General features: G+C 54.0%; 23 protein-coding genes. 5 read left to right on the top strand and 18 right to left on the bottom strand.

Features of this window, described 5'->3' with window-relative positions; genetic code table 11:
• Positions 1-19: 19 nt before the first annotated feature.
• From ribH to nrdR, 3 genes are all read right to left on the bottom strand, one after another.
• Entirely contained in the window at positions 20-490 is a 471-nt protein-coding gene (gene ribH / locus JSN25_RS10700; protein WP_003021575.1) for a 6,7-dimethyl-8-ribityllumazine synthase, read from the bottom strand.
• Between the two features lie 90 nt (positions 491-580).
• Positions 581-1,684, bottom strand: a complete 1,104-nt coding sequence (ribD, locus tag JSN25_RS10695; RefSeq protein WP_038638204.1) for a bifunctional diaminohydroxyphosphoribosylaminopyrimidine deaminase/5-amino-6-(5-phosphoribosylamino)uracil reductase RibD — start codon at positions 1,682-1,684, stop codon at positions 581-583.
• Between the two features lie 3 nt (positions 1,685-1,687).
• Positions 1,688-2,137, bottom strand: a complete 450-nt coding sequence (gene nrdR, locus JSN25_RS10690) for a transcriptional regulator NrdR (protein ID WP_016152032.1) — start codon at positions 2,135-2,137, stop codon at positions 1,688-1,690.
• A gap of 154 nt (positions 2,138-2,291) precedes the next feature.
• On the opposite strand from nrdR, the gene JSN25_RS10685 reads away from it, so the two are divergent.
• Entirely contained in the window at positions 2,292-2,831 is a 540-nt protein-coding gene (locus tag JSN25_RS10685) for a SadB/YajI family lipoprotein (RefSeq protein ID WP_069323953.1), read from the top strand.
• Positions 2,832-3,129: 298 nt separating this feature from the next.
• Positions 3,130-3,993 carry a nucleoside-specific channel-forming protein Tsx gene (locus JSN25_RS10680; protein WP_003021561.1) on the top strand — a complete coding sequence of 288 codons (864 nt, stop codon included), beginning with the start codon at positions 3,130-3,132 and terminating at the stop codon, positions 3,991-3,993.
• Positions 3,994-4,038: 45 nt separating this feature from the next.
• On the opposite strand, the gene JSN25_RS10675 is transcribed toward JSN25_RS10680, so the two are convergent.
• From JSN25_RS10675 to queA, 7 genes are all read right to left on the bottom strand, one after another.
• Positions 4,039-4,731: a helix-turn-helix transcriptional regulator gene (locus JSN25_RS10675; RefSeq protein ID WP_199966060.1), complete on the bottom strand. Its 693-nt coding sequence runs from the start codon at positions 4,729-4,731 to the stop codon at positions 4,039-4,041.
• A 23-nt stretch (positions 4,732-4,754) separates the two neighbouring features.
• On the bottom strand, positions 4,755-5,120 hold the full coding sequence (locus tag JSN25_RS10670) for a VOC family protein (protein ID WP_069323951.1): 366 nt from the start codon (positions 5,118-5,120) through the stop codon (positions 4,755-4,757).
• Between the two features lie 178 nt (positions 5,121-5,298).
• Positions 5,299-6,270, bottom strand: a complete 972-nt coding sequence (gene secF, locus JSN25_RS10665; protein WP_038638190.1) for a protein translocase subunit SecF — start codon at positions 6,268-6,270, stop codon at positions 5,299-5,301.
• A 10-nt stretch (positions 6,271-6,280) separates the two neighbouring features.
• Positions 6,281-8,128, bottom strand: coding sequence for a protein translocase subunit SecD (gene secD, locus JSN25_RS10660; protein ID WP_204525704.1), 1,848 nt, complete (start codon positions 8,126-8,128; stop codon positions 6,281-6,283).
• A 27-nt stretch (positions 8,129-8,155) separates the two neighbouring features.
• Positions 8,156-8,488, bottom strand: coding sequence for a preprotein translocase subunit YajC (yajC, locus tag JSN25_RS10655; RefSeq protein ID WP_003021544.1), 333 nt, complete (start codon positions 8,486-8,488; stop codon positions 8,156-8,158).
• A 22-nt stretch (positions 8,489-8,510) separates the two neighbouring features.
• Complete coding sequence (tgt, locus tag JSN25_RS10650; protein WP_003021535.1) at positions 8,511-9,638, bottom strand: tRNA guanosine(34) transglycosylase Tgt; 1,128 nt, start codon at positions 9,636-9,638, stop codon at positions 8,511-8,513.
• 53 nt (positions 9,639-9,691) lie between these two features.
• Complete coding sequence (gene queA / locus JSN25_RS10645; RefSeq protein ID WP_038638182.1) at positions 9,692-10,762, bottom strand: tRNA preQ1(34) S-adenosylmethionine ribosyltransferase-isomerase QueA; 1,071 nt, start codon at positions 10,760-10,762, stop codon at positions 9,692-9,694.
• A gap of 90 nt (positions 10,763-10,852) precedes the next feature.
• Between queA and acpH the strand changes: the two genes are divergently transcribed.
• Both acpH and JSN25_RS10635 read left to right on the top strand, forming a co-directional pair.
• Positions 10,853-11,434, top strand: coding sequence for an ACP phosphodiesterase (gene acpH, locus JSN25_RS10640; RefSeq protein WP_038638179.1), 582 nt, complete (start codon positions 10,853-10,855; stop codon positions 11,432-11,434).
• A 168-nt stretch (positions 11,435-11,602) separates the two neighbouring features.
• Positions 11,603-12,205, top strand: a complete 603-nt coding sequence (locus tag JSN25_RS10635; RefSeq protein ID WP_003021524.1) for a peroxiredoxin — start codon at positions 11,603-11,605, stop codon at positions 12,203-12,205.
• A 48-nt stretch (positions 12,206-12,253) separates the two neighbouring features.
• Here the strand turns inward: JSN25_RS10635 and JSN25_RS10630 are convergent, their stop codons facing one another.
• The 5 genes from JSN25_RS10630 to JSN25_RS10610 all read right to left on the bottom strand — a co-directional run bounded on the left by JSN25_RS10630 (position 12,254) and on the right by JSN25_RS10610 (position 19,656).
• Positions 12,254-13,651 (bottom strand): DUF3999 domain-containing protein, encoded by a 1,398-nt coding sequence (locus JSN25_RS10630; protein ID WP_199950718.1) that lies wholly within the window; start codon positions 13,649-13,651, stop codon positions 12,254-12,256.
• On the bottom strand, positions 13,648-16,269 hold the full coding sequence (locus JSN25_RS10625) for a DUF2339 domain-containing protein (protein WP_204525703.1): 2,622 nt from the start codon (positions 16,267-16,269) through the stop codon (positions 13,648-13,650). Before JSN25_RS10625 ends, JSN25_RS10630 begins: the two co-directional genes overlap by 4 nt.
• 136 nt (positions 16,270-16,405) lie before the next feature.
• Positions 16,406-18,274, bottom strand: coding sequence for an amidohydrolase (locus JSN25_RS10620; RefSeq protein ID WP_137346917.1), 1,869 nt, complete (start codon positions 18,272-18,274; stop codon positions 16,406-16,408).
• A gap of 21 nt (positions 18,275-18,295) precedes the next feature.
• Positions 18,296-18,841 (bottom strand): antibiotic biosynthesis monooxygenase, encoded by a 546-nt coding sequence (locus tag JSN25_RS10615; RefSeq protein ID WP_038638169.1) that lies wholly within the window; start codon positions 18,839-18,841, stop codon positions 18,296-18,298.
• Positions 18,842-19,014: 173 nt separating this feature from the next.
• Entirely contained in the window at positions 19,015-19,656 is a 642-nt protein-coding gene (locus tag JSN25_RS10610; protein ID WP_003021513.1) for a hydrolase, read from the bottom strand.
• Between the two features lie 273 nt (positions 19,657-19,929).
• On the opposite strand from JSN25_RS10610, the gene JSN25_RS10605 reads away from it, so the two are divergent.
• The gene (locus tag JSN25_RS10605) at positions 19,930-20,832 is read left to right on the top strand and encodes a LysR family transcriptional regulator (protein ID WP_199966052.1); all 903 of its coding nucleotides are present in this window, start codon (positions 19,930-19,932) and stop codon (positions 20,830-20,832) included.
• Here the strand turns inward: JSN25_RS10605 and malZ are convergent.
• The 3 genes from malZ to brnQ form a co-directional block, all read right to left on the bottom strand.
• Positions 20,826-22,640, bottom strand: a complete 1,815-nt coding sequence (malZ, locus tag JSN25_RS10600) for a maltodextrin glucosidase (protein ID WP_204525702.1) — start codon at positions 22,638-22,640, stop codon at positions 20,826-20,828. The two genes, JSN25_RS10605 and malZ, sit on opposite strands and share 7 nt — an antisense overlap.
• A gap of 139 nt (positions 22,641-22,779) precedes the next feature.
• A complete protein-coding gene (gene proY / locus JSN25_RS10595) occupies positions 22,780-24,153 on the bottom strand; it encodes a proline-specific permease ProY (RefSeq protein ID WP_204525701.1) in 1,374 nt (457 codons plus the stop codon).
• 79 nt (positions 24,154-24,232) lie between these two features.
• Positions 24,233-25,552 carry a branched-chain amino acid transporter carrier protein BrnQ gene (brnQ, locus tag JSN25_RS10590; protein WP_038638153.1) on the bottom strand — a complete coding sequence of 440 codons (1,320 nt, stop codon included), beginning with the start codon at positions 25,550-25,552 and terminating at the stop codon, positions 24,233-24,235.
• Positions 25,553-25,937: the final 385 nt, after the last annotated feature.

Here is a 25,937-nt window from a genome sequence, read left to right as displayed (position 1 = left end):
GGATTTCCCCTTACAAAAATCAGGCCTTGATGGCTTTCAATACATTAATCATTTCAAGCGCAGTCAGTGCAGCTTCTGCGCCTTTGTTGCCGGCTTTCGTGCCAGCACGTTCGATGGCTTGTTCAATACTTTCGGTGGTCAGTACACCGAAGGCTACCGGAATGCCACTGTCCTGCGCGACATGCGCCAGGCCATTGCTTGCACCGCCAGCCACATATTCGAAGTGCGCGGTACCGCCACGGATCACCGTACCTAACGCAATCACCGCATCGTATTTACCGGTTTTCGCCAGCGCGTCAGCCGCCAGCGGCAGCTCATACGCGCCTGGAACCCAAACGACGGTAATGTTTTCATCTTTAACCTGGCCAATACGTTTCAGGGCGTCGATCGCACCTTCCAGCAGGCTGTCATTGATAAAGTTGTTGAAACGCGCAATGGTGATGGCGACGCGAGCGTCCGGAGTAGCAACGTTAGCTTCAATAATGTTCATATTCTTCCTTCGGGTTCGATTTATGGCCCCGTAAGGGGGGCGGATTTTATCATAATATTCTGGGCGCTGCTTCCTCTAATTCAGAAAGCCTCACGCAGTGGTTAAATGCAGGCAAACGTCCGGGCCCACCTGGCGTATCTCGTTGAATTTGAAATGGGGGGCGTCGGCCAGTTTCTCAAGCCCAGGCAGCACACATAATCCTCGCGCATCGCTGCCTAACAGTTTAGGCGCAACATACACGATTAGCTCATCCACCAAACCGGCCTGTAATAACGCGCCCGCAAGCGTTGGGCCAGCTTCCACCCAAATACTGTTAATTTGCTGTTTACCCAGTTGCATCATCAGCACGACCAAATCCACATGCCCGTTATGTTCCGGCACCTTGATACTGCGAACCGACTCCGGCCAACTGCGGGTATCGTCTTTCGTTCGGACAATCCAGGTTTCTCCCGGCTGGTGCACAATTCGGTGCTCCGGCGTGACCTGATTCTGGCTATCAAGGACAATGCGGATCGGCTGGCGCAGATTTTCCTGCGGGTAACTCGCCTGAGTTGACTCCCCAAGCTCCGACCAGCGCACGGTAAGCTGAGGATCGTCGGCCAGTACCGTCGCGCTGCTGGTTAAAATGGCATGGCTTTGCGCGCGCAGCCGTTGCACATCGCGGCGCGCCTGCGGCGAGGTGATCCACTGGCTTTCCCCGCTGGCCATCGCCGTACGGCCATCGAGCGATGCGCCAAGCTTAAGCTGCAGATACGGGAATCCTGTACGCATGCGCTTGAGAAAGCCCTTATTAAGCAGCTCAACCTCGCTCATCATCAGCCCGTGGCTGACGTCAATGCCCGCCTGCTGCAAACGGTAGAGGCCACGACCTGCTACCTGTGGATTGGGATCCTGCATCGCGGCAACGACGCGTGCTACGCCCGCCGCAATCAATGCATCGCAGCACGGCGGCGTACGGCCATGATGACTACAGGGCTCAAGCGTCACATAGGCGGTTGCCCCTTGCGCTTTTTCTCCGGCCATGCGCAGGGCATGGACTTCGGCATGCGGCTCGCCCGCGCGGTGATGATATCCTTCACCAACAATCTCCCCGTCCTTAACAATCACGCAGCCGACGTTGGGATTTGGGTGAGTAGTGAAACGTCCGCGCGCAGCAAGCTTCAGCGCGCGCGCCATGTACAATTCATCCTGCATGGCTTAGTCCTGTAGGCGAGCAATCTCTTCGCCAAATTCTTTGATATCTTCGAAACTGCGGTAAACCGAAGCAAAGCGGATGTAAGCGACTTTATCGAGCTTTTTCAACTGCTCCATCACCAGGTTGCCGATCATCTTACTCGGCACCTCACGCTCGCCAGTCGCACGCAGTTGTGATTTGATATGGTTTAACGCCATTTCGACGTCATCTGAGCTGACCGGGCGTTTCTCCAGCGCTCTGAGCATGCCGCTGCGCAGCTTATCTTCATTAAAGGGTTCACGCACATCGTTGCTCTTCACAACGCGCGGCATGACAAGTTCAGCCACTTCAAAAGTGGTGAAACGTTCGTTACAGACCAGACACTGCCGACGGCGGCGTACTGAGGAGCCCTCGCCTACAAGACGAGAGTCAATTACCTTAGTGTCTACGGCGAAACAGAATGGGCAATGCATACGGCGTCCTGTACCTCAGTGGTTCACAGAAATCTATTTTACCCTGAACTGGCGTGACAACAAAGGCGCAGCGCTTTTGAGACAAAGGATCGATGCCTTCGTGCTCTGTGCACACTACCATTATGCTATCGCGACAATGAAGGAAGTAATCACAATGACAAGACGTTACCTAAGAATTCTCCTGGTGGGAAGCCTCTTTAGTCTTAGCGCCTGCGCGCAGCAAAGCGAAGTACGCCAGATGCATCAAAGCGTAAGCACGCTAAATAAAGAGATGACGCAGCTTAATCAGGAAACCGTAAAAATTACGCAACAAAATATGTTGAATGCCAAATCGACCAGTGGCGCCTATCTGTTGCCGGGCTCCAAAACGCCTGCCCGGCTGGAAAGCCAGATCGGCACGCTACGTATGTCGCTGGTGAATATTGCGCCAAACGCCGATGGCACACGGTTAACGCTACGCATTCAGGGCGAGTCCAATACGCCCTTGCCCGCCTTCAGCGCCACCGTAGAGTACGGGCAAATTCAGGGCACTACAGAGAATTACCAGGAAGTGAATGTTCAAAATCAACTGGTCAATGCCCCGGCAAGTATTCTTGCCCCCAGCGACGTAGACATTCCGTTGCAGATAAATGGTCTCTCCCCCGACCAGTTGGGATTTGTTCGCATTCACGACGTACAGCCTGTTAGCCAATAAACTTTTTTGCGGAACGTTTTGTGCGTTCCGCAACATCAATTCGTCCCCTTTTGTTACTCCCCTGACATAACCGATATTTCTGGCAAAACTTGGCAACATTCATCAGAGCCAGTACAATTCGCCGCCTAAAGTACGCAAACGTGAACGCAATCGATTACGTAAATGATAGAACTGTGAAACAAGACATATTTTTGTGAACAATGATTTTTATAATAGGCTCCGAAGAATTACGAAATATTTAGAAACGCAATTTGCGCATTTTTCACTCCCGAAAGGGATTTCAAACAGTGGCATACATATGAAAAAAACATTACTTGCAGCCGGTGCAGTGCTGGCGCTCTCCTCGTCTTTTACTGCCAACGCAGCAGAAAATGACAAACCGCAATATCTGTCCGACTGGTGGCACCAAAGCGTCAACGTGGTGGGCAGCTACCACACCCGTTTCTCTCCGAAACTGAACAACGACGTGTATCTGGAATACGAAGCGTTTGCCAAAAAAGACTGGTTTGATTTCTATGGCTACATCGATATCCCGAAAACCTTCGACTGGGGTAACGGTAACGACAAAGGTATCTGGTCTGACGGTTCTCCGTTGTTTATGGAAATCGAACCGCGTTTCTCCATCGACAAGCTGACCGGTGCTGACCTGAGCTTTGGACCATTCAAAGAATGGTACTTCGCCAACAACTACATCTACGATATGGGTGATAACAAAGCCAGCCGCCAGAGCACCTGGTATATGGGTCTGGGTACCGATATCGACACCGGTCTGCCGATGGGTCTGTCCCTGAACGTGTATGCTAAATACCAGTGGCAGAACTATGGCGCATCCAACGAAAACGAGTGGGATGGTTACCGTTTCAAAGTGAAATACTTTGTGCCGATCACCCAGGTTTGGGGTGGTCAGTTGACCTATATTGGCTTCACCAACTTCGACTGGGGTTCAGATTTGGGTGATGATCCTAACCGTACCAGCAACTCTATCGCTTCCAGCCACGTGCTGGCGCTGAACTACGATCACTGGCACTACTCCGTAGTCGCGCGTTATTTCCATAACGGCGGCCAGTGGAAAGGTGGGGATACCCTGAACTGGGGCGAAGGCGACTTCAGCGCAAAATCAACCGGTTGGGGTGGTTATCTGGTCGTAGGTTACAACTTCTAATCCAGACAATTTATCGCAGACAAGCCAGCTTAACCGCTGGCTTTTTTACGGCTGGTCTTCACAACGTACTTTACGTAAAAAGTCACTTAGCGAGCGATCTGCCGATTCACGAAAATGCCTGTCGAGCAGCGTGATCTTCAGACAGCGATCAACGCGAAAGCAGCGATAATCGTCACGCTTCTCGCACCAGGCAACCAGAAGCCAGTGCTCGCCCCAGAAAAATAATCCCAGCGGCTGAACGTCGCGCCAGGAGAGATTCCCGGACTCATCTCGATAATGCAGCGCCAGCGTCTGCTGCGCCGAAACCGCGCGATGTATGAGATCGAAGGCACTGCGTGAATGCGGCTGATTACCAAAATCTGGCGCAAAAATCCGCGTTTGCTCGGCCCTCCGGCGACTCTCTGGCGGCAATATCGCCAGCACTTTTTCCTGCGCGGACTCCAGTGCCTGTGAAAGTGAATCCCCGCCCCATGTTTTCAGCAACCGAATCGCGACCATCAATGCTTCTGATTCGTGATGCGTTAACATCAACGGTGGCAGATCAAACCCGGCCATTAAGCGGTATCCGCTGCCCGCTTCGCCTTCAATGGGCACGCCGGATAAAGAGAGATCGCGGATATCGCGATAAATCGTCCGTTCAGAAACGTCAAGACGTTCTGCCAGCAGCGCCGCCGTTGTCACTCGCCTGCCACGCAGGATTTGTACAATCTGAAACAAACGGTCGGCGCGTCTACTCATTTTAATCCTCTGGCCTGAAAATATTACGCGGGTTGATGTAAACCAACACGATTGCCTTCACTGTCAGTAAATAGCGCAATCGTACCAATGTCCTGCCCCAGTTCGAGCGGGCCAAACACGCATTGACCGCCAGCGGTGGCGACGCGTTCAAGCGTGGCAGCCAAATTGTCCGTATGCAGATAAATAATAGCGCCCTGCGCTGAAGGCGAAATACCGTCAAATTTAGCCAACGCCCCGCCAGGAGCGGGATCCTGATGCGGGAATACGGCCAGTTCGGCGCAGTCCATATTCTCCCGACGCAAAGAAACCTGCATCACTGGCTCATAAAAAGCGATGGCGCGCTCCATTTGTGCCACGGGAATTTCAAACCAGTTAATTACGTTGTTCATACTTCCTCCTGCCTGTGTGGGTAATCTCAGAAGGACTATAAGACAGGGCTACTGACAGCATACTGTCAGTAGTGTGACGACAGAAAAAGATAATGGCCTACCGTTAAATCACAGACAAAAAAAATCCCGACCTTGCGATCGGGATTCCAGTTCTTACGCTTCACACGCTCTGCGTCGCTTAAGGCAGAATCGACGGTTGATCCGCCCCTTCTTTCTCGACCTTCTGCTGCAGCATATGCTCACGCTTCATACCCAGCTTCAGCGCCAGCGCCGATGCCACGTAGATAGAAGACGCGGTACCGATGGAAACACCGATAAGCATGGTCAGCGAGAAGCCTTCCAGTACCGGACCACCGAACAGGAAAAGCATCAGAATAACCATCAACGTCGTACCGGACGTAATCAACGTACGGTGCAGCGTCTGCGTCAATGACACGTTAAAGATTTCGTAAGGCGTACCGCGACGAATTTTGCGGAAGTTTTCACGAATACGGTCAGAGACGACGATACTGTCGTTCAGCGAGTAACCGATTACCGACATCAGCGATGCGACGATAGTCAGGTCAATCTCGATATGGAACAACGACAGGATCCCAAGTGTGATGATTACGTCGTGCGCCAGCGCGATAACTACCCCTGCAGCCAGTCGCCACTCAAAGCGGAAACCGACGTACACCAGGATTGAGATCAGCGCCGCCATCAGCGCCATCGCACCGGTTTGCGCCAGGTCTGCACCCACGCTCGGCCCCACGAATTCAATTCGTTTCACCGCGGCGTTTTGGTTGGTGGATTCATTAATCACACTCAACACTTTGCTACCCAGCACCTGACCGCCGTCTGCGCCTTCAGTTGGCGGCATACGCACCATAATGTCGTGGCTGCTGCCGAAGTTTTGCAGAAGCGGATCAACAAAGCCCGCTTTCTCCAGCGCATCGCGCATCACGTCCATTTCAGCTGGTTTTTCCAGCGTGATTTCAATGACCGTACCACCGGTGAAATCGAGACCCCAGTTAAAGCCGCGCACGCCCATAATTACGATGGCCGCGATCAGCAGAAAACCTGAAATGCCGAAAGCCCAGTAGTCCCAGCGCATAAAGTCCCAGACTTTACGGCCGTGGTTCAATTGTTCAACAGTATATTCCTGTGCCACTTCGCACTCCTCAGATTGACAGCTTTTTGACGCGCTTGCCGCCATACAACAGGTTTACGATGGCACGTGTACCGACAATTGCGGTAAACATCGACGTCGCTACCCCAATACCGGTAGTAATCGCGAACCCTTTAATTGCCCCGGTGCCGACTGCGTACAGGATAATGACCTTAATCAGCGTCGTAATGTTCGCATCGAAGATGGAGCTAAATGCGCCCGCATAACCTTCATTGATGGCCTGCTGCACCGAACGACCGTTACTCAACTCTTCTTTGATACGTTCGTTGATCAGTACGTTAGCATCGACCGCGACGGCAAGGGTTAAGACGATCCCCGCAATCCCCGGCATACTCAGCGTAGCTCCCGGCAACAGCGACATAATGCCGACAATCAGCACCAGGTTAGCGATCAGCGCGCTGGTCGCAATCAGGCCGAACTTCTTATAGAAGAAGATCATGAACAGGATAGACACCACCAGACCGGCCAGACAGGCTTCCAGACCCTGTTTGATGTTCTGCATACCCAGGGTTGGGCCGATGGTACGTTCTTCAACAATCTGAATCGGCGCGATCAACGCACCGGCACGTAACAGCAGAGAAAGCTGACGCGCTTCGTTCGGGTTGTTGATACCGGTGATACGGAAGCTGTTACCCAGGCGAGACTGGATGTTGGCGATGTTAATCACCTCTTCTTGTTTCACCAGCACGGCGCGACCGTTGGCATCTTTCTTACCGCTGTCTTTGTACTCCACAAACAGGGTCGCCATCGGCTTACCGATGTTGTCCTTGGTGAAGTTGGACATGATGTTACCACCCGCGCTATCCAGCGAGATGTTAACCTGCGGCTGATTGTATTCGTCCTGGCTGGAAGTGGAATCAGTGATATGGTCACCGGTCAGGATCACGCGTTTGTACAGCACAACCGGCTGACCTTCACGAGACTGTTTCACTTCCGAATCACCCGGCACGCGCCCGGATGCCGCAGCAGACTGGTCAACGTTGGTGTTTACCAGACGGAATTCCAGCGTCGCGGTTGCGCCCAGAATTTCTTTCGCGCGCGCGGTATCCTGAATACCCGGCAGTTCGACGACAATACGGTCAGCACCCTGACGTTGTACCACCGGCTCAGCAACACCCAACTGGTTCACACGATTACGCAGAATATTGATGTTCTGCTGTACCGCGTATTCACGGGCTTCACTCAGTCGCGCATCGGTCATCACCGCACGCAGAGCATTGCTGCCCTGGCCGGTAATAACCAGATCCTGGTGACGCTTGCTCAGATAAGAGATAGCTTCATCACGGGCGCTGCTGTCACGGAAGGTGATGCTCAGGCCGTAGTTATCTTCTTTACGAACGGTAGTATAAGGAATGCCTTTTTCACGCAGATCGCTGCGCAGGCTATCGATATTTTGTTCCTGCAACTTACTCAGCGCGGTATCCATATCCACTTCCATCAGGAAGTGAACGCCGCCACGCAGGTCAAGACCGAGTTTCATCGGTTCTGCGTGAATGGCTGCCAGCCAGCGCGGGGTTGCCGGAGCAAGGTTAAGCGCCACGACGTATTGATCGCCCAGCACGCCCATCAGCACTTCACGTGCGCGCAGTTGGGTATCAGTGGAGTCGAAGCGCGCAAGAATAGCACCCTCTTCCAGAGCCACAGACTTAGGTGTGATTTTATCTTCTTGTAACGTTTTCTGGACCTGGATCAGCGTTTGCTCACTGGCGGCGGCACCGCGCACGCCAGTGATTTGAACAGCCGGATCCTCACCATACAGGTTGGGAAGTGCGTAAAGCAGGCCGACGACAATCACGACGACCAGCATAATGTACTTCCACAAAGGATAACGGTTTAACACGGCAGTTCCCTTTGGGAAAACAATAAATTACAGCGCCTTCATGGTGCCTTTCGGCAGAACGGCAGCTACGAAATCACGTTTAATAACCACTTCAGTGGTATCGTTCAGCGCAATAGCGATGTAGCCAGATTCTGCTACTTTGGTCACGCGACCCACCAGACCACCGTTAGTCAGCACTTCATCGCCTTTCGCAATGGAGTTCATCAGATTTTTGTGTTCTTTGGTACGCTTTTGTTGCGGACGCAGGATCATAAAGTAGAAAATCAGACCAAACACCACCAGCATCAGAATCAGAGACATCGGGCTGCCCTGCGCCGGAGCACCTGTTGCCGCTACCGCATCAGAAATAAAAAAGCTCATTCAAATTCCCTCATTATTAAAATTAATCAACGTTCACAGGTGGAACTGGTCGACCCTGACGTTGGTAAAAATCGGTCACGAAGCTCTCTAATTTACCCTCTTCAATAGCCTTGCGTAAACCCGCCATCAAACGCTGGTAGTAGCGAAGGTTATGAATCGTGTTGAGACGCGCGCCCAATATTTCGTTGCAACGGTCGAGATGATGCAAGTAAGCGCGCGAATAATTGCGACAGGTGTAGCAATCACACTCAGCATCGAGCGGACTGGTGTCGCTTTTATGTTTCGCGTTACGAATTTTTACCACGCCGTCAGTCACAAACAAATGACCATTACGGGCATTTCGCGTTGGCATTACGCAGTCAAACATATCGATACCGCGACGTACGCCTTCAACCAGATCTTCTGGTTTGCCGACGCCCATCAGGTAACGCGGTTTATCTGCCGGAATCTGTGGGCAAACATGCTCCAAAATGCGGTGCATATCTTCCTTCGGCTCACCGACAGCCAAACCGCCGACAGCGTAGCCATCAAAGCCGATATCTACCAGACCTTTGACAGAGATATCACGTAAATCTTCGTAAACGCTGCCCTGAATGATGCCAAAAAGCGCATTTTTGTTGCCGAGACTGTCAAAACGGTCGCGACTGCGCTTCGCCCAACGCAGAGACATCTCCATTGAGCGTTTAGCATAGTCCCAGTCGGCCGGGTACGGTGTACATTCGTCGAAGATCATCACGATATCGGAACCGAGATCGTATTGAATCTCCATTGACTTCTCAGGATCGAGGAAAATCGGATCGCCGTTGATCGGGTTGCGGAAATGCACGCCCTGCTCGGTGATCTTGCGGATATCGCCCAGACTGAAAACCTGGAAGCCGCCGGAATCGGTAAGGATTGGCCCTTTCCACTGCATGAAATCGTGCAGATCGCCGTGCAGTTTCATGATTTCCTGACCCGGGCGTAGCCACAGGTGGAAAGTGTTGCCGAGAATGATCTGCGCGCCGGTGGCTTCAACTTCTTCCGGCGTCATGCCTTTTACGGTGCCGTAAGTACCGACCGGCATAAATGCAGGCGTTTCCACTACGCCACGATCAAAAACCAGGCGGCCGCGACGCGCGCGACCGTCTGTGGTGTCCAGTTCAAATTTCATCTTAACTCCTGCGTCAGAAAAACAGTCCGACGTTAAATACTCATGCCGGAAATTTATTCCCCGACACGCTCAGAAATAGCCTGCGGATTGTACGTGATAAACATCGCATCTCCGTAACTAAAAAAGCGATATTCCGCTTTTACCGCTTCGTGGTAGGCGTGCATGGTGTTTTTATAACCAGCAAACGCAGAAACCAGCATGATCAGCGTCGATTCCGGCAGGTGGAAGTTAGTGACCAGGGCATCAATCACCTGGTATTTATAGCCTGGATAAATAAATATCTGCGTATCGCCGAAGAACGGCGCAATGAGATCGTTTTTTGCAGCCTGCGCCGCGCTTTCCAGTGAGCGAACGGACGTTGTTCCCACGGCTATCACGCGGTTGCCACGCGCCTTCGCCGCCAGCACCGCGTCAACCACATCCTGCGGCACCTCCGCATATTCGGAGTGCATAATGTGGTCTTCGATAGTGTCTACGCGCACCGGCTGGAAGGTACCCGCGCCGACGTGCAACGTAACGAACGCCATTTCAATGCCTTTATCGCGCAGTTTCGCCAGCAGCGGCTCGTCAAAGTGCAGCCCCGCGGTCGGCGCAGCGACGGCACCCGGTTTTTCGCTATACACGGTCTGGTACAGCTCGCGGTCGGCGTCTTCGTCCGGGCGGTCAATATACGGCGGCAACGGCATATGGCCGATGGCATTGAGGATATCAAGCACGCTGCGTTCATCGTCAAACGCCACTTCAAACAGCGCGTCGTGACGGGCAACCATCGTCGCTTTAATACTTTCATCGTCGCCCAATAGCAGCTCGGCACCCGGCTTCGGCGCTTTCGAGGCGCGAATGTGTGCCAAAATACGCTTGTCATCCAGCATGCGTTCGACCAGCACTTCAATCTTACCGCCGCTGGCCTTACGGCCAAACAGACGCGCTGGAATGACGCGGGTGTTGTTAAAGACCAGCAAATCGCCAGGGTTGAGCTTATCGAGCAAATCGGTGAAAGTACCGTGCGTCAGCGCGCCCGTCGGCCCGTCCAAAGACAGCAAGCGGCAGCTACTGCGCTCAGCTTGCGGATAGTGGGCAATCAGGGATTCGGGTAGTTCAAAGGTGAAATCGGTAACGCGCATGACACTGACTCAGACTAAAATAAGAGGCGGGTAGTCTAGTGCCGGGGCGTTCTCCCTGCAACCTTTACCCCTCTGGATAAACGTTTAACTATGAATTTTCTTGCACATTTGCATCTCGCTCATCTTGCCGACAGCTCGCTTTCCGGCAATCTGCTGGCCGATTTTGTCCGGGGTAATCCGGAAACGCATTTTTCGCCTGAGGTGGTGGAAGGCATCTTCATGCACCGTCGTATCGACGTGATGACCGATAACCTGCCGCAGGTGCGTGAAGCCAAAGAGTGGTTTCGTAGCGAAACACGCCGCGTCGCGCCAATTACGCTGGACGTGATGTGGGATCACTTTCTGTCGCGCCACTGGGCGGAAATCTCCCCAGACTTCCCGCTGGTAGACTTTGTGCGCTATGCCCGCACCCAGGTGACCACAATTTTGCCGGAATCGCCGCCGCGCTTTATTAACTTAAACAACTATATATGGTCAGAAAAATGGCTTGAGCGCTATCGTGACATGGATTTTATCCAGAACGTCCTGAACGGCATGGCCAGCCGCCGTCCGCGTCTCGATGCCCTGCGCGCCTCATGGTATGACCTGGATACGCATTATGATGCGTTAGAAGAACGTTTCTGGCAGTTTTATCCGCAGATGATGGAACAGGCGCAGCGTAAAACCCTTTGATTGCAGCCCGCATAACGCGCCGGATAAGCCTTAGCCACCATCCGGTAAAAGATTGATAGACAAAACCTGTCTCATTGATTGCCAGCGCCTCTTTGTCTTATTCACGAACACTCTCTATACTGGCCCGCGTTGCGTTCCAAAAACCCCTTAACATTGCAGGAGAATTATATGGTACTGGTAACTCGTCAGGCTCCGGATTTCACAGCAGCTGCGGTACTGGGTAGCGGTGAGATCGTTGAAAACTTCAACTTCAAACAGCATACCAACGGTAAAACCACCGTTCTGTTCTTCTGGCCGATGGACTTCACTTTCGTTTGCCCGTCTGAACTGATCGCATTCGACAAACGTTACGAAGAATTCCAGAAGCGCGGCGTTGAAGTTGTTGGCGTTTCTTTCGACTCTGAATTTGTCCACAACGCATGGCGTAACACCCCTGTCGACAAAGGCGGCATCGGTGCGGTGAAATACGCAATGGTTGCTGACATCAAACGCGAAATCCAGAAAGCCTACGGCATCGAGCACCCGGAAGCGGGCGTTGCTCTGCGTGGTTCTTTCCTGATCGACGCTAACGGCGTTGTTCGTCACCAGGTGGTTAACGATCTGCCGCTGGGTCGTAACATCGACGAAATGCTGCGCATGGTTGACGCGCTGCAGTTCCACGAAGAGCACGGCGACGTTTGCCCGGCGCAGTGGGAAAAAGGTAAAGAAGGTATGAACGCGTCTCCGGACGGCGTGGCAAAATACCTGACCGAGAACGTTTCCAGCCTGTAATTGGCATGAATCGACAAAAGGCCCGCAATGCGGGCCTTTTTTATGGGTTTATGTCGGATTACCCTTTTTCACTTCACGCCAGATTCGCCACGCCATCAGCGCCAGTACGGCGACGCCAAGGATTAACGCCCCCCACACCAACAGCGTTTTCCACTGGCTTTGTTGCTCAGCGACTGACGTTGCCGTCAGCCGACCCTCACCGCCCAGAGTAACCCGTTCATCCTCCAATGCCTGCGGCATTTTATCGGGATCGTTGTGCTTACGTAACGCCTCCGGGATCAGCATCGCCAGACTGATGCTCGCGGGTTCCGCCGCTTTGTTTCCCCATGCCAGAATAAACGGGCTTTGACCTTGCGCGTTAAAAATCACTTTATAGCTGTCGCGCTCCCCTCTCAGTACGGGTAAGGTGGCGGGTAAACGCGCCTGAAGCGTCGTCATCCGGACCGCCTCGACTAACTCACCGGAGAGTGGAATATCATCCGAATGCTGATTTTCCAGATTGTAGAGAACCGTTCGGGTTAAAGGCTGCCAGGCGTCTTTTTCTCCCTTGCGCCATTCAAGTTCAACCGGCAATACGCCTTCGTAATCCAGTGAAATCTTTAATGAGGTCAACGGTTGCGGCCTGGACCAGCGCCAAATCGCCTGGTTTTCGGCAATTCTCTCCGCTTCAGCATCCATCGAAACAGGCCGGGTAAGCGGAGGCTCCTCACGGGTTATCGCACTCACGCCGGTCAGATTTAACGCAGGGCTTTGCGAATCAAGAATCAGCAACAGCCAGGGGACACCACCAGCGGACATGCGCAAATCATCGACGCCTAAGGTGTCCATTTTCAACCGGTCGTCGCTATGCGTCAGATCCATCAGCGGCGCATTTCCTGTAATCAACCTCCAGTCACGTAAATCTCGGCTGTAATAAAGCGATGCCGTTCCCTGCCAGTTTTTCGCAGGCGCATCCCAGTTTAAACGCAACTGGGACAGCGATGGCGTCTCTTTGACATCGTCTGGCAAGGCGATTAAATAACTCTGCCCGATGGATTGCAGGTTTTCACTTTCGAAGCGAATTTCGATGCCATTTTTAGCACGAAGCAGGACCGCGGGTCTTTCATCATCTTGCTTTGGCGTCACCTGTTGCACCGTAGAATCAAACGGAAAAAGGCGCAGAGGAATCGTTCTCGGGGACGTTGCCTGCGTTTTTTCAGCCAGCAGAGTGAAAGGCACTACCTCGCCCTGACGGTTGAACACCCGGATATCACGTAAATCCGGCCAGACTGCCTCATGGTACACCGCCAAAGGGAGAGGCAGGCTATACCATTGCTCTGAACCCGGCGTTAAGAGCTTCACGCCCTTCGCGTAGTCTACTGGCGCATCCGTAACCGTATTACTGCCCCACGCCGCGCCGGTTGCTCCTAACAGAGCACTCCAGAGAACCGCTTTAATCCATTTCATTTTTCTTCTCCAGCTTTGGGCGGTAAGGGTGAAAAATACCCGATAATCAGCACCAGAATGGCGACGCCAATAAACGCGACCGCGCGCGCCAGGCCGCCGCCTCCCGCGCTGTCCACCAGCATCAGTTTAATAATGACTATCCCCAGCAAAACGGCTCCACACAGCCATTCCTGCCGCGAGCGACGCCGGGTTGCCTGCAGCATCACCACCAATGCCGTTAGCATCCAGAACAGAGCAAAACAGGTTTGAATCAATCGCGAATCCCACAGGGCGTGTACATTCCACGCAACTTCACCATACCAGGACAACGCGCGCAGCAACAAACCATTAAGCCACCAAAAGCCGAGCGCCATCAGCGCCACAACCGGCCATGGGCGGCACACCGAAAGCTGCACCGGGAAATAGCGTTCAGACGCGCGATAAAACACGATCAACCCTAGCAGGGCAAAAGCTGCGCCCTCTTCCAGCGGGTTGAGCAACGGCAGATACGTCTGACGATAAACCACGCCATCCTGTAAATTCGTCAACACGAGCAGACCGACCAGCACCAGCGCAACGGGAACCATCGCCTGCACAGAATATAAGGCTGGCCAGATACGAAATGGCCAGAGCTTGCGCTGAACAGCTTGATAAACCAGGAAAATCAGCAACCCACCAGCCGCCATCATCAGGCCGCTTCCCCACGCGGCCTTCCCCCACGGTAGCGCCTGTGCGAACCAGAACAGCTCAACCGCCAGCGCCAGTACAATCATCCAGAAGAATGACAAATGCGCCAGCCGGGAAAGCGTTGGCGGTAATATCTGTGCGTCACGCCAGAGCAGCGCCACTGCAACAATTAGCGCCGCGCACCAGGCCAGATTCGGCCAGCCCGCAGCAAAAATCTGCTGCCAGGAGATCTGATACATCAGCATCACCAGCATCGTCGGCCATAACAGCCATTTACTGGCATCAAGCTCCCGCCATGCCAGGCGACCAGCAATCGTACGCCAGCCCCAGACCGATACCGCCATTAATGTCAACACGCCAGACAGCACCCACCGCTCCTGCTTCAGGACGAGCTGCGATAGCGCAACGAGGGCAGTAATCCAGAAAAGCAAACCGCCAGCGAGTAGCCCCCAACTGCCCTGCATCCGAATGCTGCGCCATAGCCATGCGGCAGCCAGCCAACTGAGGCTAAGCACGGCAAATATCAGCATCACTGAGAGCGCAGTTGTGCCGTTCGCCAGCGCCCATAGCGCGCTGCCCACGGCCAGCACGAGCAGCGCCGTACCGCTATAACTCATGCGTCGCTGCTGCTGTTGGATACCCAGCCAGAGGATCCCAAGTCCCTCCAGCGACCAGGCCATCGCCGTCCAACGGGCTGAAAGCGCCAACGGGATAGCCAGGGTAGTAAATGCGCCGCCAAGCGCCAGGGCAGCCAATACCAGCGGTCTCCCCAGCAAAGACGAACGCCGCAACGCCAGCGTCGCCAACACCAGATAGAAACCACCGTAGCCTAGCGCGCTCAGCGCCGGACCATATGCCATATGCCGCGTAATGGCGTACTGCATGCCAAAACCTACCAGCGGAGGGGCAAACAGCAGCACGCCATCAATAATCTGCTTGCCTTTTTCCTGCGCACGAAGCGACAGCGCCACGCTCAGCACGCCAAAAATAATGGTGTTGGCGATCAGGAACAGTTGGCAGCTCAGGTAATACTCAGGTCGATAGTCCTCCAGCCCCCACAAACCGCCAACGCCAAAGGTAAACAGCAGGCCGAGCAGATTCAGCTCCCGCCAGTGCTGCCAGATGCTAATGGCGAGAATGCCGACCGAGAGCAGAAGATAGAAAGAGAAGAGCGCGACATGACTGCCGCCGCCGGAGGAAAGCAGCAGCGGCGCGAGATAGCCGCCAAGGCTTGCCAGCATCGCCAGGCTGAGTGCCTTTTGCAAAATAGCCAGACCCACGCTCGCCGCGCAAATCGCCACCAGCAGCGCAAATGCCAGCGTCATTGGCAGCATTTGCCACAGCCGAAACGCGCCAAAGACGGTGAGATAGAGTGCTCCCGTGGCCCCGCCCTGTAAGATCAGCGCATAGACCGGTTGCTTATGCCGCAACCGCCAGCCCAGCGCCAACAGGATAATAGCAAACAGCGCGGCCGCCACCAGGCGCAGCTCAAGCGGAAACAGAGAATGTTCGACGGTGTAACGCAGCAGGAAAGAAAGCCCCAGGAACAGGAGCAATATACCGAGCTTTGCCAACGGGTTGCCCTGCATAAACCAGCGCACCAGCGATGATATCACCCCGCCAAAAGCAGAAGGCCGCTGGGCGTTGGGCGTGGAGACCGCCGCTTTATCCGGTTTTTGCTGTGAAGACCACGGGTTAACGGGTTCAGGCGTCGGCTCAGCGTCAGGTTCCGGCGCCACGCTGCTCATCGCAGGCGTTCGCGCATCGGCGGCAGCCTGTGCCACAGACTCTGACGCTACACCGCGCAGCTCAAGTTCCTCTACCCGACGGCGCAAGGCCGCCAGCTCAGAACGTACCGCCGCACTGCGTCTGTATGCCACGATCGCGAGACCAGGAACCACGACCAACGCGAAGAATAAAACAATGCAGCCAAGGGTTAGCAGCTCATCCATGTTTCCACCTTCACTGTGTAAAGACAGACCAGAATGACACAAATTGTTGCAGCTGTGCCATATCTGTTAACACTATGACCCGCTTTTCAGAAAAGCCAATCAGCCCCTGCGTTTGGCCAGGGGCTGTGATGAGAGCTTAAAACGCAAAACAGGAACAACCCAGCGCGCCCCAGAAAGCCCTGTCATCTGACACCGGAATCCCCGACTTACGCGCGATGTCATGCTGATGACCGTGTACGCCGCAGCTACCACAGCACTGGTGCATCTGTACCATTGCGCCAATTTTCGCCGCAGCAGGCGGCGCTGAGCGATAGTGCCCCGGCACCTTCACCACCGGCGACCAGTCCGGCACAACCGGAATGGCTGGCGGTGCCAGCGGAGTGAAATGCCCGGCTGCGTACACGACTTTACCATCGACAATAGTCATCACCGACTCGATGCCTTTGATCTCTTCTTCCGGCACGCTGAAATAATCTTTAGACAGCACCACCAGGTCGGCCAGTTGATCTTTCTCGATACGCCCTTTCTTACCCTGTTCGCTGGAGAACCAGGCGCTACCGGCCGTCCACAGTTCCAGCGCCACATCGCGCGGCAGGCGATTGTTATCATCATACATCGCCATACCACCAACGGTACGGCCCGAAACCAGCCAGTACAGCGCGGTCCACGGGTTATAGCTGGCCACGCGGGTGGCGTCAGTCCCCAGCCCTACCGGAACATCAGCCGCCAGCATTTTCGCCACCGGCGGCGTATGCTTGACCGCGTCTTTGCCATAGCGATCGACAAAATACTCCCCCTGGAACGCCATTCGGTGCTGAACCGCTATCCCGCCGCCCAACGCTTTGACGCGCTCGATATTGCGTTCGGTAATCGTTTCGGCGTGATCGAAGAACCAGTGCAGGCCATTGAACGGGATATCGCGATTCACCTTCTCGAACACATCCAGCATGCGGCTGATGGATTCATCATAGGTGGCATGCAGACGGAACGGCCAGCGATGCTCCACCAGGTGGCGAACCACGCGTTCCAGTTCTTCTTCCATACCTTCCGGTAGATCCGGACGTGGTTGCAGGAAATCTTCAAAATCAGCGGCCGAGAAGACCAACATTTCCCCTGCGCCATTAGCACGGTAGAAATCGGTGCCCTGTCCGGGCTTGAGCATATCGGTCCAGCGTTCAAAGTCCTCCAGCTCCTGCTTAGGACGCTGAGTAAACAAGTTGTAGGCGATGCGCACCGTCATCTGCTTGTTGGCGTGCAACTGCTCAATGATCTCGTAATCTTCCGGGTAGTTCTGAAAGCCGCCGCCCGCATCAATGGCGCTGGTCAGTCCCAGACGGTTCAGCTCGCGCATAAACTGGCGGGTCGAATTGACCTGCATTTCCAGCGGCAGCTTTGGCCCTTTCGCCAGCGTCGAATAAAGGATCATGGCGTTGGGTTTGGCGATCAGCATTCCGGTCGGGTTGCCGTTGCTATCACGCACAATCTCACCGCCTGCCGGATCCGGCGTCGCTTTGGTGTAGCCCACGGCTTTCAGCGCCGCGCGATTCAGCAACGCTCTGTCGTACAGATGCAGAACAAATACTGGGGTATCTGGCGCGGCTTCATTCAGTTCTTCCAGAGTCGGCATGCGCCGTTCGGCAAACTGGAATTCGCTCCAGCCACCTACCACGCGCACCCATTGCGGCGACGGCGTTCTGTCAGCCTGCTCTTTGAGCATGCGTAGTGCATCCGCCAGCGACGGTACGCCTTCCCAACGCAGTTCCAGGTTGTAATTCAGACCACCGCGAATCAGGTGCAGGTGTGAATCATTTAAGCCGGGGATCACCGTATGTCCTTGCAGATCGACAATCTGCGTCCCTTCGGCGGCAAAGCTCATGATCCGGTCGTGGTTACCGGTCGCCAGGATCTTCCCGTTGGCGATCGCGACCGCCTCGACCTGTGGGCTTTGTCTGTCGAGAGTATGAATTTTTCCGTGAGTCAGAATCAGTGTGGCAGTTTGCGACATAACAATCTCCTGAGAAACCGGTCAGGCTTTTTTCAGCCATCCGGCAAACAGACGGGTTACGATGGGCATCCAGAACCAGACCACCAGCGCAACCACACACGCATCATTGATAAGATGCAGGAGTAACGAGCCCTTCATTGCAGGCAGCACAATGCCGGTCAACCACGGCACCAGGTTAGTGCTGGGAAAAATCACCAGCAGAGTTATCAGGAACTGTTTCCAGCGCCTGGGCTGGCGTACATGGGGCGCGGGCGGCGTAAACCAGAACGCCGCTTCGGTACGAATTTCGGTTTTGTCACCTTCTGCCAGCAGCGGAGCTATCTCTTCCACCAGCACACGGCGCGTATCGGACTGGGTCCAGTTGTACAGATGCTCCAGCGTGTCGAAGCGGATAATAATGTTCCACAGATTCTCGCCCTCCGCAGGGCGAATCACATTCGCCCCGAGATGACCGGGAAACTCGGCCGCCACCGGCATGATTTTCCCCAGCCACTGCTCATACCGCCGCGCCTGCTCAGGCTGCAGGGTATGGGTAATCACCAACGTCACATGTTTGTTCTGCGCCATGAAGGGTTCCTTGTTGAGAGGAAACAGACCGCTTAGGCCAGGAAAGCAATACACAAAATCATTTATGGTGCATCGAGGCGGCAAGGTTGTGGATCCCCGGGAGCTTACATCAGTAAGTGACCGGGGTACGCAAGCGTAGCCAACAAAGATGCAGCATGAAGGATGAAGTGTATTTAGGCTTTACGTTCCGGCGCGCCATGCACCATGGTATAGGCGTAATCCACGCCCATACCGTAGGCGCCGCTATGTTCGCGCACCAAATCCATTACGGCGTCGTAGGTTTCTTTGCGGGACCAGTCACGCTGGTACTCAAGAAGAACCTGTTGCCAGGTTACGGGGACTGCGCCCGCCTGCACCATCCGGTCAATAGAACGCTCGTGGGCATCCACAGACGTGCCGCCGGACGTGTCGGTCACCACATACACTTCATAACCCGCTTCCAGCGCCATCAGCGCCGGGAAGGTCAGGCAGACTTCGGTCCACAGCGCGGAGATAATCAATTTTTTGCGCCCGGTCGCTTCCACGGCTTTCACAAACGCCGCATCTTCCCAAGAGTTCATAGACGTGCGTTCAATAGGCTTCACATCGGGGTGAACCGCTAACAATTCCGGCCAGATATAGCCGCTAAAACTTTTTGTTTCCACAGAGGTATAAATCACCGGAACATTAAATATCTTGCCGGCTTTCGCTAATGCCACGGTATTATTTTTCAAAGTCTGGCGATCAATATTTGCCACACCAAATGACATTTGCGGCTGATGATCAATAAAAATCAGCGTAGAGTTTTGAGGGTCAATCAGTTCCCGAATAGACATAACACACCTTCTTAATCAATAAGTTAAAAGGCAACGGTCTGTATCTGCCGTCAGCAGCAGGATCCTGAATCAGAAAGCTTGTTGAGTATAGCGGGAAATTTCTAACGAGTTATTAAAGAAAACTAACCATCCTGTGAAACTATTAATTCTGTGTTGCGATATATCCTAAACAACATCAAAAAAATGCGCATGACTCATCTAATTTATTCACTGGCATTGTTTTTCTTCATTCGGTACAACAGAGGAGTTTATTTTTCAGGATATTTTCTACTTATGCGCATCAATCTGGATGTTTTGCTAATCCTCGACGCACTCGACAAACAGGGTTCATTTGCCGCAGCAGCCGAATCGCTGTTTAAAACCCCTGCGGCACTCAGCTATATGATTCAGAAGCTGGAAAGCGATTTGAATATTGAGCTGCTTGACCGCTCCGGGCACCGGGCGAAATTTACCGACACCGGGCTGATGATGCTTGAAAAGGGACGTTTGCTGCTGAGTGCGGCCAAAGATCTCGAAAAGCAGGCGGTACAGCTGAGTTCAGGCTGGGAAAAAGAGCTGGCAATCGCGCTGGATGACTCTTTCCCTTTCGCCACGCTGCTGCCCATTATTGATGAATTTCACGCGCTGAATAAGCAAACCCGGCTGAGTTTTACCCACCATACGCTGGCAGGCTCCTGGGAGGAACTGACCCATAATGGCGCAGACATCATTCTGGGGGCGATTAATGAACCGCCAACGTCAGCCGCCTGGTCCTACAAAATGCTCGGCACGCTGGATAATGTATTTGTCGTGGCACCCGAACATCCGCTGGCCACCGCGCCAGATGGCCTGACAAACGAACAGCTGTGCCTGCATCGGGCCATTGTTATCAGCGACAGCGCCCGCTTTTGCCATCCGCTGCAAACCAATCTGATGGACGAGCAGGCGCAGATTCGCGTCGATGACTTCCACAGTAAGGTGATGTTACTGCGAGCCGGCATGGGCTGCGGATTTCTTCCCCGCCACATTGCCAGCCCATGGCTTGCCACAGGCGAACTGGTGGAAAAAACGGTCATCTCATTTCGCCAAAAAGATGTGGCCTATATGGCATGGCGTAACAGCCGCGACGGGCTGGCGCAGCGCTGGTGGCGAGAAACGCTGCTGGCGAGCCCGGAGATTGCGCGCTTGTATCAATGACCCATCCACACCGTGGCGGAGATCGCCGGCAGCGTCAGGATATCGTCAGCGAGCAGGCCGTTACCCTCTTTGTGCTGCCATTGAGCGACACGCAGTAGTGGCGAGGCTGGCAGGACTACTTCACAGGCCTGACCACGGTTAATCGCCACCAGCACGCGCTGGCGGTTGAGCACCCGCACAAACACGACCACGTTATCTTCGGCGTAAATCACCTGACAACCGCCATGGCGTAATGCCTGGCTTTGATGGCGTAATTTTGCCAGCCGCTGATACAGCTCAAGCAAATGAGTGTCCTGTTTTTCAGGTTGCCACGGGAACGGCTTACGACAGAACGGGTCGTTATTACCGTCCAGCCCCACCTCGTCACCGTAATAAATACAAGGTACGCCAGGCCAGGTAAACAGCCATACCACCGCCAGCGGTAAACGCGCCACGTCTTTGCCAAGCAAGGATTTAAAACGGGCGGTATCGTGGCTGTCGAGCTGATTGAACATCCGCAGTTGCTGCTGATGCGACAGACCCGCGCGGTAGTTATCCATCCACGCCATACAGGTTTGGGCATCAATAGATTGCGGGTCGTACGAGATATCCGTATTGGCCAGAAATCCCCAGATGGGGAAAGTAAAACCGCGATAGTTCATGGCGGCATCTTCTGCATCCGCCTGCAACCACTGGCGCGCATCACCAAAATGTTCACCCACAACATACGCTTCAGGCTGGGTTTCTTTTGCCGCCTGCGTAATCCCCGCCACATGGTGCAGGTTGTTGCGCGCCCCGCCGCCCTCTCCCAGCATATGCACGACATCAAGACGCCAGCCGTCCATACTCCACGGCGCTTTCAGCCAGTGACGAACGATACTGTCTTCCCCACGATAAATCTCATTGACCAGGCTTTGCGAACAAAAATCCAGCTTGGGTAGGCTGGCATAGCCCAGCCAGTCAAGCGCCACACCGTCGGCAGAGAAATGATACCAGTCACGCCAGGGGGAGTGCGGGTTGTAACACGCCCCATCCGTCCCACGGTTATGCCGATCAAACCAGGGGTGTGAATCGCCGCTGTGGTTAAAGACACCGTCCAGAATCAGACGCATGCCCTGCTGTTGCGTGTTGTGACGCAAGCGCAGCAGCGCGTTGTCGCCGCCAAGCTGTGGATCAACATGACGGTAATCTTCGGTATCGTATTTATGCACGCTCGGCGCGGTAAATACCGGGTTCAGATACAGCGCCGTAACCCCTAACGTTTTCAGATACGGCAGCTTTTCACTGATGCCGTCTAAATCGCCGCCATAAAATGTCGATCCTCCGGCCTGAGCGGTCAGCGGTTCATCCCACTCGCGACGCACGATGTCATGCCCGGCTGCGTGGTGGTAATAGACGTTTGGAGCCGGCTCACGCGACTGGCTGCGGGCAAAGCGATCCGGGAAAATCTGATAGAAAATCTGGTCAGCTACCCACTGCGGACCGTTATCCGGCACATCAACAGCAAACTGCTCCAGACGCGCTGGCGGAAAACGGCTGAATCCCTGCGGTGTAAACCACAGCTGACGATCGGGCCACAATAATTTAAAGCTATAGCGCCGACGAGGTTGGCCGCTGGCAAGATCGATCGCCGCTCGCCACGCGGTTACGCCCGGCTGCGGCTGGCTGCGCAGCTTGTGCATGGAGAGCGAAATCTCTTCGTTATCGTTTTCTGCGCGTAGCGTCACCCGCTGAGGTGGATTTTCCCCGGCCAGCCACAGCGTAATTGTCAGTTGATCTTTGTTTTGCTTAACAAATGGGGCAACCGGAAGGTGCCAGGCGTTCAACATCACGTATCCCCTTTGATGAAAATGAAGCCACCTTGCCATAGCAAAGAGCAGGATCACTCATCATCTTAACGTTTATTAGGGGAGGAGTTCGGGGGAGGAGAAAATTGCCGGGCGACGCGACGCGTTACCCGGCAAAAAATTACTGTGCTTCAGCCAGTTGACGCTCGCGGCGGCGTTTAAATACCCACCCCACCAGCAGCAGGGCAATCCACGCGAAACCAACATACAGTGAAATGCGGGTATCCGGATGGTAGCCGATAAGCGCGATGATAAAGACGAGGAAAATCAGGCCAACAATGGTCGTTGTTACCCCACCAGGTACTTTAAATTTCAGCGCCTTGACCTCTTCCGGCGGCAGACGGCGGCGGAAGGCAATCTGCGACAGCAGGATCATAATCCACACCCACACCGTGGCGAAGGTCGCCAGTGAGGCGATCACCAGGAAGACGTTTTCCGGCATGATGTAGTTAAGATAAACCGCAAACAGCAGCGCGATAGTCATCACCATCACCGTGACCCATGGCACACCGCGACGCGACGTCTTGGCGAACATTTTTGGCGCACTGCCCTGCTCCGCCATACCGTGCAGCATACGCCCCACGCCGAAGACGTCAGAGTTGATAGCCGACAGCGATGCAGTGAGAACCACAAAGTTGAGGATCCCGGCGGCAAAGGTAATGCCCATATGCTGGAACGTCAGGACGAACGGACTCCCGTCGGTGCCAACCTGGTTCCACGGGTAAATAGACATAATGACGAACAGCGTCCCCACGTAAAATACCAGGATACGCATCGGTACGGAATTGATAGCACGCGGAATAGATTTTTCCGGGTCTTTCGCTTCACCTGCAGTAATACCGATAATCTCTATCCCGCCGTAAGCGAACATCACCATTTGTAGCGACATCACCATGCCGAGCCAGCCGTTGCTAAAGAAGCCGCCGTTACTCCACAGGTTATGGATACCGGTAGGTTGACCGCCGTTGCCAATGCCCCAAATGATGATGCCGAACCCGGCGACAATCATGATGATAATAGTGGCGACTTTAAAGAACGAGAACCAGAACTCCAGCTCGCCAAACACCTTCACGCTCATCAGGTTGATGGCGCAAATAATCAGCACCACGCTGAGTACCCATATCCAGTGCGGTACCGCCGGGAACCAGACCCCCATGTAAATGCCGAAGGCAGTAACGTCGGCAATAGCGACAATCAGGATTTCAAAACAGTAGGTCCAGCCGGTAATGTAACCCGCCAACGGCCCGAGGTTTTCCTGCGCATAGCGCGAGAAAGAGCTGGCTGCAGGATTATGCACAGACATTTCGCCCAGCGCGCGCATGATGATATATGCCGCAGCGCCACCGATAATATAGGCAAGCAACACGCTCGGCCCCGCCATTTTGATCGCGTCGGCAGAGCCGTAAAACAGCCCGGTGCCAATTGCCGAACCTAATGCCATAAAGCGAATGTGCCGGGTGCTCAGCCCACGCTTTAGCTTGTTATTACTTTCCATCGATTCCTAACCTGTTAACACAATAAAAAAACCACGGGGCCATATTAATAGCCCCGTGGTTAAAACTTATTGTCAGTGATTAGTGCGCGCTGGAGGTCACTTGTCGACCCGCGGCGCGATCCCAGATAATTGCCAGGATCACCATCACGACTGTTGGCATCAACCACGCCAGCCCTTGTTCCGCCAGCGGTAAACGCTGGGTCCAGGCCGGTAACACGTCGCCAATTGCAGAAGCTTTAATGCCATCAAGGATACCAAAAATCAGGCTGATAAACATCGCAGGTGCAATGACGCGGGAAGAATTATGCCACCATGAGCGGGTAAAACTTAATACAACCAGTGCGATACATGGCGGATAGATAGCCGTCAGCACCGGAATAGAGATCTGAATCAGATGGCTCAGCCCCAGGTTAGAGACCACCATTGAGAAGCCGCCGAGGATAAATACCAGCGTACGATAAGACAGTGGAACGTACTGGGCAAAGAACTCTGCGCACGCGCAGGTCAGGCCAACCGCAGTCACCAGACAGGCGATGAAAATCAGCGCCGCCAGCAGGAAGCTTCCTGCGCCGCCAAAGGTGTGCTGAACATACGCATGCAGAATCGCCGCGCCGTTAGCTGACTGATCGACCAGAATTGCGCTATCGGAGCCCAGACGGAACAACGCAAGGTACAGCAGCGTTAAGCCCACACCCGCCATCAAACCAGCCCAAACGGTGTAACGGGTCAGCAGACGCGACTCGGTAACACCACGCGAGCGGGCGGCGTTAACGATAACAATACCAAATACCATCGCGCCCAGCGTATCCATGGTCAGATAACCATTTACGAAACCATTCGAAAATGCTGCGGTTTGATAGGCTTCCATCGCATTGCTGATCGGGCCTGCCGGCCAGACAATCGCGGCGACAGACAGTACCACCAGCGCAAGGATTTTCAGCGGAGCAAGGAAGTTGCCGACGGTATCCAGCAGTTTGCCTGGATACAGCGACACCAAAATAACAATCGCAAAATAGACCACGCTGTAGATGAACAGCGGCAGTGCAGAGTCACCGGTCAGCGGCGCAATCCCGACTTCGAAAGAGACCGTTGCGGTACGCGGCGTCGCGAACAATGGACCAACCGCCAGATAGCAGACGGTAGCCAGCAGCAACCCAGCAACCTTACCGATAGGCGTACTCAGGCTGTCCACACCGCCACCGACTTTCGCCAGCGCGACAACGGTAAGTACCGGAAGACCAACGGCGGTAATCAAAAAGCCAAAAGCCGCAGTCCAGACGTGTTCGCCTGCCTGCAAACCAACCATTGGGGGGAAGATGATGTTACCTGCACCAACGAACAGTGCAAATGTCATAAATCCCAAAGCGATAATATCGCGCGATTTTAACTGATGGGTCATAAAGTCTTACTGCCTGTGGATGTGGTGTTGAAAATAATAAATTTTTGCCTTTCCCTGGGGGACAATACAGCGGCATTTTTGCTCAATTCCAGCGGGAAACACTCCCGACCTGGCGCGGCGAAGAATAGTTTTTCGATTTACCGCGTAAATGCAGTCGGTATGACAGCATCTGGAGCGCAATTTAAACGCTTATAACGTTTTAAAGCAAGGTGGGATCCAAAAACCAGAACAATATAGCGATATGAAAAATGCAGTTAGCACAAAAAACCATTTCATGGAAAAAGGTATGGGTAATAGTTCGAACAAAAAACAATCAAACGTCGCAAAATTCAGGATGTAACTATTGACCACATAAAAAAACCAGCTCGCGCTGGCTTTTGGAAAG

This window comes from Citrobacter cronae, assembly GCF_016893685.1.
Lineage (GTDB): Bacteria > Pseudomonadota > Gammaproteobacteria > Enterobacterales > Enterobacteriaceae > Citrobacter > Citrobacter werkmanii.
The sequence above is the reverse complement of the archived record's forward strand: the minus strand, read 5'-3'. Positions and strand labels throughout refer to the sequence as shown.